Genomic DNA, 14,318 nt, shown 5'->3' with positions numbered 1-14,318 from the left:
TATTTCGCTATTTGCAATTTTGAAGTTCTCAATATCTCCATTTACGCCAATTCATGCAATAGCTAAGGTGAAGGCCTTGTCCATCCCCTAGGAAAGAAGCTTCGCCATGGCACCCACACAGCCCCTCAAACTCTATCGCCTCGCCCTGTCGGGCCATTGCCACCGCGTGGAGCTGCTGCTGTCCATGCTGGACCTGCCCTATGAAACGCTGGATGTGAATCTGCTCCAGCGCGAGAACCGGAGCGCCGGTTTTCTGGCACTCAATCCACTCGGACAGGTGCCCGTGCTGGCGGATGCCGAGCTTGTGCTGTCCGACAGCAATGCCATCCTGGTTTACCTGGCGCAGCGCTATGCCCCCGGCAGCCACTGGATGCCGCAAGACCCTGTAGGCCAGGCCAGGTTGCAGCGCTGGTTCAGTCTGGCAGCGGGCATGCTCGGCCCGGGCATTGCCGGGCCACGCTTTGCGGCCATCACCGGCAAGCCGGTGAGCGAAGCAGCGCAGACCACCGGACGGCGGCTGCTGGATTTCATGGAAGGCGAATTGCAGGGCCGCGACTGGCTGCTGGGCGGCGCCGAGCCCAGCCTTGCAGACCTGGCCCTGGTGGGTTACACCTCGCAGGCCGGGATCGGCGGGCTGCCGCTCACCACCTATCCGCGCATTACCGCCTGGGTGGCGCGCGTGCAGGCCTTGCGCGGCTATGTGCCGCTGTCCGACCAGCTTGTGGAGGCCGCATGACTGCAGCCACCCAGCCCCTGGACATGGCCCCGGATGCCTTTCACGCGGGCGAGCAGGCCTTGCAGGCCCGTGTGGGTGTGCGCGAGCGCATGGCGGCTGCTGGCCCCATGCTGCTGCGCGACCACATGCCCGACCAGCACCGCGAGCTGTTCGAGAAATTGCCCACGCTGCTGCTGGCTGCGCTCGACGCTGCAGGCCAGCCCTGGGCCACGATGGTGGCCGGTGCGCCCGGCTTTGTGCACACCCCTGACATGCGCCGCATGCAGATAAACGTCCAGCCAGGCGCTGCCGATCCGGTGCTCGCCCGTCTGGCCTCGGGCAGCCCGGTGGGCGTGCTGGGACTGGAGCCGCACACACGCAGACGCAATCGGATGAATGGCCGGGTTGCGGCGTTCAACAACGAAGGGATCGCCATCGACGTGGTGCAGAGCTTTGGCAACTGCCCCAAGTACATCCAGGCCCGCGAGCCGCTTGCGCTTGCGCCATCGCAAGCACTGCCACCGCACCCTTCCGCACCACAGCCTCTGGGCCCCGCGCTTGACGCTGCCACTCTGGCACTGCTGGCACGCAGCGACACCTTGTTCATCGCCAGCGCCTCTGCCGCCCGGCCCGGCCTCGCGCGCTCCGACGGCGTAGACATCTCGCACCGCGGGGGCGAGCCCGGCTTTGTGCAGGTAGCGCAAACCGAACAGGGCATCACACTCAGCATGCCGGACTACCCCGGCAACCAGTTCTTCAACACCCTGGGCAACCTCGCACAACACCCGCTGGCGGGCCTGCTGTTTGTAGACTATGACAGCGGTGGCCTGCTGCATGTGGCGGCCGAGACAGAGCTGCTGTGGGATGCTACCGCCTGTGCGCCCTGGCCTGGCGCCCTGCGGGTGCTCCGCTTCAAGGTGTTGGAGGGGCTGTGGCGCCCGCATGCCCTGCCCCTGCGATGGACGGCACCGGTAGCCGCACCCCAGTTTCGGGTGATGCGCGAGCGGGCTGCCGTGACTGCGCTCTAACGACCGGCCTGGAGAAAGAAAAAACAAAGCCTGGAAGCGGAGCGCTCCCAGGCTTTTACATTCGGCGGCCAGCAATTGGCGGCGAACTATGGGCGGTTAGCTACGGGCGGTCAGCTGCGGGCAGCAAGCTGCGCGCCGCTCTCCCAGCCCCCACCCAGCGCGCGGATGAGTGCCACCGTGGCGGTGTACTGGGCGGTGCGCACCTGCAGCGCCTGGCGCCGGTTGCGCAACTCGTTGCGGCGCGCATCCAGCAGCTCCAGCTGGCTCACCAAGCCATTGCGGTAGCGCACATCCGACAGATGCGTGGCCCGCTCGGACGACTGCACGGCCTGCCCCAGCACCTGCGACTGGCCAGCGAGCAGGCGCAACGCACTGAGCTGGTCCTCCACCTCCCGGAAAGCGGCAAGCACCTGTCCACGCTGGGCAGCCACCGCAGCCTCCAGCCGCGCACGGGCGCCCTCTTCCTGCGCGGCGCGCTGGCCACCATCAAAAATGGGCAGCGAAAGCAAAGCGCCAATACCCCATGACCGTGCCGACCACTTGAACAGATCGCCCAGTTCTGGCGATGCATAACCGCCGTTGCCCGTGAGCGTGATGGCCGGGAACCATGCCGCCTGCGCCACCCCCACCCGCGCCTGTGCCGCCAGCACCGAGGCCTGGGCAGCCGATACGTCAGGGCGGCGTGCCAGCACCGTGGCGGGCACACCCGCCGGAATCACCGGAAGCGTCGCTTCACCCTGCTGCGATGCCAGCGTGAAGCCCGTGGCCACATCACCTACCAGCACTGCCAGCGCATGCGTAAGCGTGGCCTGCTGGCGCTCCAGGGCCAACGTTTCAGCCTCGGTGGCAGAAACTTCGGTCTTCATGCGCGCCACATCCAGCTCGGCCGCATCGCCTGCCCGAAAGCGTCGCTCGATCAGGTTCAGCGTCTCACGGTAGGCCGTCAGGCTCTGTTCGACCAGTTGACGCTCGGTCTGCAGCGAACGCAGTTGCAGATAGGTCTGCGCCACATCGGCCTGCACCATGAGGCGGGTGCTCTGCAGCAGCGCCTCGCGCGCGGTGGCATCTGCACGCGCAGCATCGCTCGCCCCCGAGAGGCGGCCAAACAGATCCGCCTCATACGAGAAGTTCAACCCGGCAGTGACCAGTGTGGCAGGCTGCATGCCGTTAGCGGTGGTGGCACCCGCCTGGCGCACTGCGCCACCCGACGCGCCCACCTGGGGCTGGCGCTGCGCATCAGCCGAGCGCAGCAGTGCACGGGCCTCCGCAAGACGCGCTGCAGCAGTCTGCACATCGGTGTTGGCCTCGCCTGCGCGCTCCACCAGGGCGCTGAGTGCGGGGTCGGCAAACGCCAGCCACCATGCGCCGCGCGGCTGTGCTTCTGCCGGTGCCGCCGTCGTCCAGCCTGCTGCTGCAGCGCTTTTCTGCTCACTGAAACTGGCGGGCACAGCCACGCCTGCGTGCTCTGCCACGGTGGGTGGTGCGCTTGCGCAACCCGCCAGCACCAGGGCCGCCATCAACGCGCTCAGGGGCGCAGCCAGGAATCGGATGCGTTGCATTGATTTCATATCGTTATCCATTCGTCAATTGCGTTCATTCGTCATGACCACGCGCTGCGGCAAGCACGGGCATCGCCGATCCACCGTGGCCGGGCTCGCTGATCGGCGCCACATGGCTGCCGTGCTGCTGCAACGGCCGGTTGCCCGCCAGGCGACGCAGCACCACGTAGAACACGGGAGTCAGAAACAGGCCGAACGCGGTCACACCGATCATTCCGCTGAACACGGCAATGCCCATGGCGCTGCGCATTTCAGAACCGGCCCCCGTGGACAGCACCAGAGGCAACACGCCCATGATGAAAGCCATCGAAGTCATCAGAATCGGCCGCAGGCGCAGGCGGCTCGCCTCAATGGCGGCCTGCACCGGCGTGCGCCCTGAAAACTCCAGCTCCCGGGCGAACTCGACGATCAGGATCGCGTTCTTGGCAGACAGCCCCACCAGCACGATGAGCCCGATCTGCGTGAACACGTTGTTGTCACCATGCGAGAGCCATACGCCAGTCATCGCCGCCAGCAGGCCCATGGGCACGATGAGAATGATGGCAATCGGCAGCGTCAGGCTTTCGTATTGCGCAGCCAGCACCAGGAACACCAGCAAAATGGCAATCGGGAACACCAGCACCGCCGAATTGCCTGCCAGGATTTCCTGGTAGGTCAGCTCCGTCCACTCAAAGCCGATGCCTGGCGGCAGCGTCTCGGCCGCCACCCGCTCGACCGCCGCACGCGCCTGCCCCGACGAGAAGCCCGGCGCAGGCCCGCCATTCACATCGGCGGCCAGAAACCCGTTGTAGCGCATGGTGCGCTCGGGGCCAAAGCTGGCGTCCAGCTTCATCAGCGCCGACAGTGGCACCATCTCGCCCGTCATCGAACGCACCTTGAGCTGGCCCACGTCCTCAGGACGCGCGCGGAATGCCGCATCGGCCTGCACGCGCACGCTGTAGGTGCGGCCAAACTCGTTGAAATCGTTCGTATACAGGCTGCCCAGGTAGATCTGCAGCGTCTCGAAAATATCCGTCACCGGCACGCCCAGCTGGCGCGCCTTGGTGCGGTCGATATCGGCATAGAGCTGCGGCACATTGACCTGCCAGCTGGTGAAGAGGCCCGCCAGCTCCGGCGTCTGGTATGCCTTGGCCATGAAGGCCTTCACGGCGGCATCCATGCCTGCGTAGCCCAGCGAGCCCCGGTCTTCGATCTGCAGCTTGAAGCCCCCCGTGGTGCCCAGGCCCGCGACTGGCGGCGGCGGGAACATGGCAATGAAGGCGTCCTGAATCTCGCCAAAGGCCTGGTTGAGCTGCCCGGCGACTGCGCCGCCGCTCTGGTCAGCGCGTGTGCGCTCGGCAAAGGGCTTGAGCGTCACGAACACGATGCCCGCGTTGGAGCTGTTGGTGAAGCCGTTGATCGACAGGCCCGGGAAGGCAATCGCATCCTCCACGTTCGGGTTTTTCTTGACGATCTCACCCATGCGGCGGATCACGTTGTCGGTGCGGTCCAGCGTCGCGCCATCGGGCAGTTGCGCAAAGCCGACGAGGTACTGCTTGTCCTGCATTGGCACGAAGCCGCCGGGCACCAGATGGAACAGGCCCCAGGTCGCGCCCACCAGCGCCAGGTACACCACCAGCATGCCGGCCTTGTGCCCGATCACGCGGCGCACGCCACCGCTGTAGGCTTCGGAGCCCCGGTGGAACACCGCGTTGAAGCGCTTGAAGAAGCCGCCCAGCACACGGTCCATGCCGCGCGTGAGTGCATCCTTGGGCTCATGGTGGCCCTTGAGCAGCAACGCACTCAGCGCAGGCGACAGCGTCAGCGAGTTGATGGCGGAGATCACCGTGGAGATGGCAATGGTGACCGCAAACTGGCGGTAGAACTGCCCCGTGAGGCCGCTGATGAAAGCAAGCGGCACAAACACCGCCACCAGCACCAGCGCAATGGCGATGATGGGGCCCGACACCTCACGCATGGCGCGGTAGGTGGCCTCACGCGGCGTGAGCCCCGCTTCAATGTTGCGTTCCACGTTTTCCACCACCACGATGGCGTCGTCCACCACGATGCCAATGGCCAGCACGAGGCCGAACAGCGAGAGCGCATTGATCGAGAAACCCAGCAGGTGCAGCACGGCAAAGGTGCCCACCACCGACACCGGCACTGCCAGCAAAGGAATGATGGAAGCGCGCCAGGTTTGCAGGAACAGGATCACCACGATCACCACGAGCGCAATGGCTTCGAGCAGTGTATGGATCACCGACTCGATGGATGCCCGCACGAATTGCGTCGGGTCATACGCAATGCGGTACTCCACGCCCTCGGGCATGAGTTGGGCCAGCTCGGCCATGGTCTTGCGCACGTTGTCCGAGATTTCCAGCGCATTCGATCCGGGTGCCTGGAAGACGCCCATACCCACAGCCGGGTCGTTGTTGAGCAGCGAGCGCAGTGAGTAATCGGCCGCCCCCAACTCCAGCCGGGCGATATCGCGCAGCCGCGTCACAGCGCCGTCCGCACCGGTCTTGACGATGATGTCGCCAAACTCCTCGGGGCTGGAGAGGCGCCCCTGCGCGTTGATCGACATCTGCGTGTCCACGCCCGGCAGGCCGGGCGATGCGCCCACCACGCCAGCGGCCGCCTGCACGTTCTGCTTGCGGATGGCCGCCACCACGTCGCTGGCGGACAGGCCGCGCTGCGCCACCTTCTGCGGGTCGAGCCAGGCGCGCATCGAGTAATCGCCGCCGCCAAAGATCTGCACCTGCCCCACGCCAGGAATGCGGGCCAGCCGGTCCTTCACGTTGAGCACGGCGTAATTGCGCAGGTAATCAATGTCGTAGCGGCCATTGGGCGAGACCATGTGCACCACCATGGTGAGGTCGGGTGCGCTCTTGACCGTAGTTACGCCCAGGCGGCGCACTTCCTCGGGCAGGCGCGGCTCGGCCTGCGAGACGCGGTTCTGCACCAACTGCTGGGCCTTGTCAGGATCGGTGCCGAGCTTGAAAGTAACGGTGAGCGTCATCACACCGTCGGTCGTGGCCTGGCTGCCCATGTAGAGCATGCCTTCCACGCCGTTGATGGACTCTTCCAGTGGCGTGGCCACGGTTTCGGCAATCACCTTGGGGCTGGCACCCGGGTACTGCGCGCGCACCACCACCGAAGGCGGCGCGACTTCGGGGTACTCCGAGATCGGCAGTGTTCGCATGGCGATGAGGCCTGCGAGAAAGATGAGCACCGACAGCACGCCCGCAAAGATCGGGCGGTCGATGAAAAATCGGGAGAGGTTCATGATGTCGGAGGATGTAAGGGTTCTCAGGCCGCGGGCTGCTTTGCAGGGCGGCTGTCAGCCAGTTCGGCCTTGGCGTCCATGGGCACGTCCTGCGGCGCGACGACGACGCCCGGGCGCACGCGCTGCAGGCCGTTGACGACGATGCGCTCACCCGCCTTGAGGCCGGTGGTGACCACGCGCAGGCCATCGACCGGCGCGCCCAGCTGCACTTCGCGGTACTCGGCCTTGTTGCCGTCGCCGATCACCAGCACGAACTTCTTGCTCTGGTCTGTGCCCACGGCGCGCTCGTTGATGAGCACGGCCTGGGTGCTTTGCGGCTGGCCCATGCGGATGCGGGCAAACTGCCCCGCCATCAAGATGCCATCGGCATTGCCGAACACCGCACGCACGCGTACCGTGCCGCTTTTCGCATCGACCTGGTTGTCGATCAGTTGCAGGTGGCCGGTATAGGGCGTTGCGCCGTTCACGCCCACGCCCATCTGCACGGGGATGGTCTCGATCATCGCGCGGGCGCTGCGGCCCTTGCGGGTGTCTTCCAGACCCTGCAGGGCATTGGCCACGATCTGCTCATCCACATCGAAGCTGGCGTACATCGGATCCACCGACACCAGGGTGGTCAGCACTGGGGCTCCGGCGCCGGAGCTCACGAGGTTGCCGACGGTGATCTCGATGCGCCCCACCCGTCCGCTCACCGGCGCCTTCACCTGCGTGTAGCCCAGGTTCAGCCTGGCCGTCTGCAGCGCTGCCTGGGCAGCACGCAGGTTCGCATCGGCTTCGCGCTGGGCATTCACGCGTTCGTCGTATTCCTTCTGCGCGATGGCGCGCTCATCCCACAGGCGCGTGGCCCGCTCGGATTCGCTTTGTGTATAGGCCATGCGCGCCCTGGCGGCAACGACCTGCGCCTCGGCGCGGTCAACTTCGGCCGCATAGGGTGCGGGGTCCACGGTGAAGAGCAGATCGCCCGTCTTTACCAGCGCGCCTTCCTTGAAGTGCACGGCCTGCACAGCGCCGGAGACGCGCGGGCGCACATCGACGCGCTGCACCGCTTCAAGGCGGCCGGAAAATTCATTCCACAGCGTCACATCCTGCTGCAGAACCTGCGCCACCGAAACCGGCACGGCTGGCGGCGCTGCCTGTTGCGCGGGTGCCTCGGCGTGCGATGGCTGCAGGCCCAGGACGGCTCCGGCCGTTGCGGTAATGGCTGCGGCAACGCCAGCAGCGGCCCACCAGCGGCGGCGGAGGGAGGGTTGGGTGTTGTCGTTCATGGCAGTGTCTTCAGGTTCTATGAGTGGATGCAGGAAAAAACCTTCCTGCGGCAGGCAAAGCTCACCCCTTCCAGCGCTCGGGCCAGGAATCGAATGAGGATCAAAAAACGAAAAAAGCGCGCTTTTGCTTGCTCCGGCCTATGGATACAGGGGCCAGATCAAGGCAGCGGTCTCAGCAAGGCACGGTCAGCTCACAGCCGACATCGCGTTGTCTCGAAGAACTTGTGCAGCTGCTCCTGCATCTGCACGGCACAAGGGCACGGTTCGGGCGGTGGCTCCACCAGGGCATCGGGCCATTGACCGGCGCCCTCGAACACATGCTGGAAGACGGTCAATCCGGCAGCTTCCAGGCGCTGGGCATACCCCAGGGCCTCATCGCGCATCGGGTCGTCCCCCCCCACCAGAATCAGTGAGGGTGGCAGCCCCGCCAGCCGATGCGCCCTGGCGGGCACGGCATAGGGATGCTCGGCATCGTGCGAGCCGCCCAGGTACTGGCACCACCCCGAGGCCCACTTGCATTTGACGGAATCGCCCTGCGCAGCGCGCTGCGAAGGCGTGGCAGCGCAGGGGTCGAGCATGGGCGAGATGAGAATCTGGCCCGCCAGCGGCGGGTGCAACTGGTCACGCGCCATCATGCAGACGCCGGCGGCCAGGTTGGCACCGGCCTCCTCGCCCGCCAGATAGAGCGGCGCACCCTTGCCGGCCAGCCTGACACGCTGTTTGTGGGCCCACTGAAGCACCGCGTACCCCAGCTCCAGCGGGCGGGGAAACGGATGCTCCGGCGCCAGCGGGTAGGCCACCGACACCACGCAGGCCCCGGCAGCTGCCAGGGCATTGCCCACGGTGCAGCCGTTGTCCAGGTCACCCGTCACAAAAGCGCCACCATGAAAATGCACCACCAGCGGAGAGATCTCTCCCCGCTTCTTGCTGCCATACATGCGCACGCTGGCCTGCATGCCGCCTGCCACCTCAATGGTGGTGTCGGTATGGGAGTTGGTGGTTGGTGCAGGTTTTTTGGTGTTCAACATGGGGTTTCCGGACGGGTCCGGCCGATGAGATGAGAATGTAGCGTTACGCATTGGCGGCATAAACCCCGCAAACGCGGCCACACTGTTTCCAATTCTTGAATAATGACAGGCCAAGCTGTGTGTGAGAATCCCGAATCCTCGGCGAGCCCGAGATTTCGCGAGGACAAGGAGATCCCATGGATCAGATTCAGGCCATGCGTATTTTCGCGCGGGTTGTGGAAGCCGGCACTTTCACGCGGGCAGCCGATTCGCTGCAGGTGCCCAAAGCCAGTGTGACCAAGAACGTGCAGGCGCTGGAAGAGCGCCTGCGCGTGAAACTGCTCAACCGTACCACGCGCCGCGTCACGGTCACGGCCGATGGCGCGGCTTACTATGACCGCGCGGTGCGCCTGCTGGCTGATTTCGACGACCTGGAGGCCAGCGTGAGCCAGGCTCGCACCACGCCGCGCGGCCGCCTGCGCGTGGACGTGGGAACGTCGGTAGCGCGCCTGCTCATCATTCCGCACCTGGCCGAGTTCCAGTCCCGCTATCCCGAAATCCAGATGGACCTGGGCGTGAGCGACCGCACGGTGGATCTCATCAGCGACAGTGTGGACTGCGTGATCCGCGGCGGAGAGTTGGCCGACCAATCGCTTGTGGCGCGCCGCATCGGCAACCTGGACTTCATTACCGTTGCAGCTCCCCAATACCTGGAGCGCCACGGCATTCCCCAGCACCCCCGTGACCTGGAAACCGGCCATCGCAACGTGATCTATTTCTCGCCAGTGTCTGCGCGGCGCTATCCGCTGGAGTTTCACAAGAACGGCGAAGTGATCGAGATCGCAGGTCCCGCGCACTTGTGCGTCAACGAAAGCAATGCCTATATCTTCTCGCTGCTGGCAGGCCAGGGCATTGGCCAGGCGAGCCGTTTCCAGATCAACGAGCACCTGAAAAACGGCCAGCTGCAGCAGGTGCTGGAAGACTGGAAGCACCCGCTCTTGCCAGTCTACGTGGTCTACCCGCCCAACTCCCACCTCAGCGCCAAGGTGCGCGCCTTTGTGGACTGGGTGGTCGATCTGTTCGCAAGAAACCCGCTGCTGCAGGGCCAGAGCAGCGTTTAGAACGTATTTGCCAACAATCCTGGGCTGCGGCTGCAACTGGAGCCCGCCGCGCCACAGATGGCACGGCGCTGCACCATCACTGCTGCAACTGGGCCCACACCTTGTCCAGCCGCTTGGTGCTGACCGGGTATGGCGTGCGCAGCTCCTGCGCGAAGAAGCTCACGCGCAGCTCCTCCAGCATCCAGCGGTATTCCTGCATGCGGGCATCCACCTGCCCCTTGCGCTCGGCAACCAGGCGCCAGTATCGCTGCTCCAGCGGCTGCAACTCTTTTTGCCTGGTGGCGTCGCGGGCTGGGTCTGCGCGGTACTTGTCCAGGCGCGCGGTGATCGCCTTGAGGTAGCGCGCATAGTGGCCCAGCTGCGCCCAGGGCGCCACGGCGATGAAGTTCTTGGGCATCAGTTTCTGCAACTGCTGCTGCGCGTCCTGCGTGGCGTCCGGCGCATTCTTGGTGTCCTTGATCTTGCGCACCGCCGCCATGTATTCCTGCAGAATGCCGGCGGCCATGCGCGCCACCTCGTTGGCGATCAGGGTCAGGCGCCCCCGGCCGTCCTGCACGCGCTGCTTGAACTGCTCGGCATTCATCGGCAGCGGCTCTTGTAGAAAAGCGCGGTCAATGGCCACATTGATGATCTGCTCGCGCAGCTCTTCCTGCGTACCCAGCGGCATGTAGGCCACGGCCATCTTCTGCAGATCGGGAATGTTCTTTTCCAGGTACTTGAGCGCATCCTTGATCTGCAGTGCAAACAGGCGCCGCAGGCCCAGCGCGTGGCGGCTCGCGGCCACCTCAGGCTCGTCGAACACCTCGATGCCGACGGCGCTGCCATGGTCGATCAGCGCAGGAAAACCAATCAGGGTCTGGCTGCCCTTCTTGATCTCCATCAACTCAGGCAGCTCACCAAAACTCCAGTCCGTGTGGCGCGCCTCCGCAGGCATGCTGGGGGCCTGCTGCGCCTTGCGTGATTGGGCGGCTTCCTTTTCAGGAGCAGGCTGCGCTTTCTTTACGCTCGCTTCAGCTGGTTTTTCATCGGAACCCGCCAACTCACCGGCGCTGCCCGCTATCTTTAATGAAGCCAGCGCCTGGAAGGCGCCACGCGCCTTGGCGCCCCACTGGGCCTTCAATGCACCCAGGTTGCGGCCCTGGCCCAACTGGCGGCCGTGCTCGTCGGTGATGCGGAAGTTCATGAACAGATGCGGGCTGAGCATGTCGAGCTTGAAATCCGCGCGCTTGATGTCGAGCGAGGTCTCATCGCGCGCCTGCTTGAGCAGCACCTCCGTCAAGCTTCCATCGCCAAAGCGCTCGCCCGCGCCCAGCAACTCGGCCAGGCGCTGTGCGTTTTCGGCCAGCGGCACAAAACGGCTGCGCGGCCGTTGCGGCAGGCTCTTGAGCAGGGCCTGGATCTTGTCCTTGAGCATGCCCGGCACCAGCCACTCGGCACGCTCTTCGCTCACCTGGTTCAGCACAAAAAGCGGTACGGTCACCGTCACGCCATCGCGTGGATCGCCCGGCTGGTGCAGGTAGCTGGCCGTGCAATCCACGCCACCCAACTTGATGGTCTTGGGAAAGGATGCCGTGGTGATACCCGCAGCCTCGTGGCGCATCAACTCATCGCGCGAGAGCCGCAGCAGATCCGGGTTCTGCGCGCTCGCGTCCTTGAACCAGCGCTCCAGCGCGCGGCCGGTGCACACGTCCTGCGGAATCTGCTGGTCGTAAAAGGCGTAGATCAACTGGTCGTCCACCAGCACGTCCTGGCGGCGGCTCTTGTGCTCCAGCTCTTCGACCTTGGCGATCATCTTCTGGTTCGCGGCGAGGAACGGCAGGCGCGTTTCCCAATCGCCTTCCACCAGGGCCTGGCGGATGAAGATGTCGCGCGCGCCCTGCGGATCAATCTTGCCATAGCTGATGCGGCGCTGGCTGTACACCACCAAGCCATACAGTGTTGCGCGCTCGTAGGCAGCCACCTCGCCCTGCTTCTTCTCCCAATGCGGATCGAGCAATTGCTTTCGCAGCAGGTGTGCGCCTACCTGCTCCAGCCATTGCGGCTCGATGGTGGCAATGCCACGGCCGTACAGGCGCGAGGTCTCTACCAGCTCGGCCGCCACGATCCAGCGCCCTGGCTTTTTCGACAGATGCGCCCCCGGATGCGGGTGGAAGCGGATGCCGCGCGCGCCCAGATAGCCATCGCCCTCGTCGGTCTTGAAGCCGATGTTGCCGAGCAGGCCCGAGAGCATGGACAGGTGCACGGCCTCGTACCCCGCTGCGTCCTGGTTCACCGGCCAGCGCTGCTCGTTCACCACCGTGAGCAGCTGCGAATGGATATCGCGCCACTCGCGCACACGGCGGATGTTGATGCAATTCTGGCGCAGCAACTGCTCCCACTGGCGGTTGCTGAGCTTGTGCGTGGCTTCGTCGGCCACGGCGTCCTGCGGGGTGAAGGCTGCCAGCGGCGCCTGCTGGGTTTGAGCTACGGCAGTTGCACCCGAGCTGCGCTGGGCCACCGGCAAAAAAGCGGCATTGCGCAGGTTGGCCAGGCCCTTGACGGGCGCAGCCTGCGCGGCCATTTCCTTGCGGGTTTTGGCCACCACCTTGCCGCCGCGCGCATCCGCCAGCCATTTCCAAAGCCGCAGGTAGCCGCTGAATTCGCTTTTCTCGTCGTCGAACTTGGCATGCTGCTGGTCGGCCTGCTGCTGGGCCTCCAGCGGGCGATCACGCACGTCCTGCACGCTCAATGCAGCTGCAATCACCAGCACCTCGGCCAGCGCACCGCGCTCGCGCGCCTCCACAATCATGCGCGCCACGCGCGGGTCCAGCGGCAGGCGCGACAGCTCCTTGCCCATGGGCAGCAGCTCGCCCTGGTCGTCTACCGCGCCCAGCTCCTGCAGCAGCTGGTAGCCATCGGCAATCGCGCGGCCCGAGGGTGCCTCCAGAAACGGAAAATGCACCACATCGCCCAGGCGCAGCGCCTTCATGCGCAAAATGACGCCGGCGAGCGACGAGCGCAGGATTTCCGGATCGGTAAAGCGCGCGCGGCTGTTGAAATCTGCCTCGTCATACAGGCGGATGCAGATGCCGTTGGCTACGCGGCCACAACGCCCCGCCCGCTGGTTGGCCGCCGCCTGGCTGATGGGCTCAACCAGCAGCTGCTCCACCTTGCTACGGAATGAATAGCGTTTGACACGCGCGGTTCCTGCATCAATCACATAACGGATGCCCGGCACTGTGAGCGAGGTTTCGGCCACATTGGTGGCCAGCACGATGCGCCGGCCGGTGTGGCCTTCAAAAATGCGGTCCTGCTCGGCCTGCGACAGGCGCGAGAACAGCGGCAACACCTCGGCGTTGCGCAATACCGGCGAGTGCTGCAGGTGCTTGCGCAGGTGATCGGCCGCCTCGCGGATTTCACGCTCGCCGGGCAGAAAGATCAGGATGTCGCCCCCACTGCCACCCTGCCACAGCTCATCCACGCCATCGGCAATCGCGTCGTTCAGGTCGTAGTCCTTGGCATCTTCAAACGGGCGGTAGCGCATCTCCACCGGGTAGGTGCGGCCAGACACCATGATGACCGGCGCGGGCCCGCTCTTGGACTCGAAGTGCTTGGCAAAGCGGTCCGCATCGATGGTGGCCGAAGTCACCACCACTTTCAGATCCGGGCGCTTGGGCAGGATCTGGCGGATGTAGCCCAGCAGAAAATCGATGTTCAGGCTGCGCTCATGCGCCTCGTCGATGATCAGGGTGTCGTACTGCCTGAGCAGCGGATCGGTCTGCGTCTCGGCCAGCAGGATACCGTCGGTCATCAGCTTGACGGAGGCGTCCTTGGACAGACGGTCCTGAAAGCGCACCTTGTAGCCCACCACTTCGCCCAGCGGCGTGTTCAGCTCTTCGGCAATGCGCTTGGCCACGCTGCTGGCTGCAATGCGGCGCGGCTGGGTGTGGCCGATCAGGTGGCCGCGCACTTCACCTTTTCCATCGCCGGGCCGCCCCAGGATGGAAGGCGCCCCCTCGGGGGGCAGCGAATCACGCGCAGCGGAGGAGCGTGGGGGCCATTTATCACTGGGCGTTGCATTGAGCTTTCCCCGCCCCAGCGCCAGCGCAATCTTGGGCAGCTGCGTGGTTTTGCCCGACCCCGTTTCGCCGCAAACGATGATGACCTGGTGGCGCTCCATGGCCTCCATGATTTCTTCACGGCGGGCGGAGACGGGGAGCGATTCGGGAAACGTGATCTGCAAAGACATAAGCGGCGTATTATCCGCGCCCGCGGCCCAGCCCGCAGGCGCGTGCAGCCAACGCCCTGCGGCGGGCAGGCGTCTTGCGCCCGGAGCACCGACTCGTCAAGCAGTGGTTGCTATGAAATTTGATATTAAT

The 14,318-nt window shown here is 65.2% G+C and carries 8 protein-coding genes; 3 read left to right on the top strand and 5 right to left on the bottom strand.

All coding sequences use genetic code 11. The features are described from left to right. Positions 1-106: 106 nt before the first annotated feature. Complete coding sequence (locus LAD35_RS07575; RefSeq protein WP_224152084.1) at positions 107-736, top strand: glutathione S-transferase family protein; 630 nt, start codon at positions 107-109, stop codon at positions 734-736. Next, positions 733-1,743: a pyridoxamine 5'-phosphate oxidase family protein gene (locus LAD35_RS07570; protein WP_224152083.1), complete on the top strand. Its 1,011-nt coding sequence runs from the start codon at positions 733-735 to the stop codon at positions 1,741-1,743. Before LAD35_RS07575 ends, LAD35_RS07570 begins: the two co-directional genes overlap by 4 nt. Before the next feature lie 110 nt (positions 1,744-1,853). On the opposite strand, the gene LAD35_RS07565 is transcribed toward LAD35_RS07570, so the two are convergent. The 4 genes from LAD35_RS07565 to LAD35_RS07550 form a co-directional block, all read right to left on the bottom strand. Then, entirely contained in the window at positions 1,854-3,323 is a 1,470-nt protein-coding gene (locus tag LAD35_RS07565) for an efflux transporter outer membrane subunit (RefSeq protein ID WP_224152082.1), read from the bottom strand. A 13-nt stretch (positions 3,324-3,336) separates the two neighbouring features. Beyond that, positions 3,337-6,567 (bottom strand): efflux RND transporter permease subunit, encoded by a 3,231-nt coding sequence (locus tag LAD35_RS07560; protein ID WP_224152081.1) that lies wholly within the window; start codon positions 6,565-6,567, stop codon positions 3,337-3,339. 23 nt (positions 6,568-6,590) lie between these two features. Next, positions 6,591-7,832, bottom strand: coding sequence for an efflux RND transporter periplasmic adaptor subunit (locus LAD35_RS07555; protein ID WP_224152080.1), 1,242 nt, complete (start codon positions 7,830-7,832; stop codon positions 6,591-6,593). A gap of 191 nt (positions 7,833-8,023) precedes the next feature. Continuing rightward, positions 8,024-8,860, bottom strand: a complete 837-nt coding sequence (locus tag LAD35_RS07550; protein WP_224152079.1) for an alpha/beta hydrolase — start codon at positions 8,858-8,860, stop codon at positions 8,024-8,026. 176 nt (positions 8,861-9,036) lie between these two features. Between LAD35_RS07550 and LAD35_RS07545 the strand changes: the two genes are divergently transcribed. Further along, positions 9,037-9,960 carry a LysR family transcriptional regulator gene (locus LAD35_RS07545; protein WP_224152078.1) on the top strand — a complete coding sequence of 308 codons (924 nt, stop codon included), beginning with the start codon at positions 9,037-9,039 and terminating at the stop codon, positions 9,958-9,960. Positions 9,961-10,036: 76 nt separating this feature from the next. Here the strand turns inward: LAD35_RS07545 and hrpA are convergent, their stop codons facing one another. Next, the gene (gene hrpA, locus LAD35_RS07540; RefSeq protein ID WP_224152077.1) at positions 10,037-14,188 is read right to left on the bottom strand and encodes an ATP-dependent RNA helicase HrpA; all 4,152 of its coding nucleotides are present in this window, start codon (positions 14,186-14,188) and stop codon (positions 10,037-10,039) included. Positions 14,189-14,318 lie beyond the last annotated feature (130 nt).

The sequence above is a fragment of the Comamonas odontotermitis genome, assembly GCF_020080045.1.
GTDB lineage: Bacteria > Pseudomonadota > Gammaproteobacteria > Burkholderiales > Burkholderiaceae_C > Comamonas > Comamonas odontotermitis.
The sequence above is the reverse complement of the archived record's forward strand: the minus strand, read 5'-3'. Positions and strand labels throughout refer to the sequence as shown.

Coding starts and splice junctions, on each gene's coding strand:
- LAD35_RS07575 (WP_224152084.1), top strand. CDS start 107: ATGGCACCCACACAGCCCCTCAAACTCTATCGCCTCGCCCTGTCGGGC.
- LAD35_RS07560 (WP_224152081.1), bottom strand. CDS start 6,567: ATGAACCTCTCCCGATTTTTCATCGACCGCCCGATCTTTGCGGGCGTG.
- LAD35_RS07570 (WP_224152083.1), top strand. CDS start 733: ATGACTGCAGCCACCCAGCCCCTGGACATGGCCCCGGATGCCTTTCAC.
- LAD35_RS07545 (WP_224152078.1), top strand. CDS start 9,037: ATGGATCAGATTCAGGCCATGCGTATTTTCGCGCGGGTTGTGGAAGCC.
- LAD35_RS07550 (WP_224152079.1), bottom strand. CDS start 8,860: ATGTTGAACACCAAAAAACCTGCACCAACCACCAACTCCCATACCGAC.
- LAD35_RS07565 (WP_224152082.1), bottom strand. CDS start 3,323: ATGGATAACGATATGAAATCAATGCAACGCATCCGATTCCTGGCTGCG.
- hrpA (WP_224152077.1), bottom strand. CDS start 14,188: ATGTCTTTGCAGATCACGTTTCCCGAATCGCTCCCCGTCTCCGCCCGC.
- LAD35_RS07555 (WP_224152080.1), bottom strand. CDS start 7,832: ATGAACGACAACACCCAACCCTCCCTCCGCCGCCGCTGGTGGGCCGCT.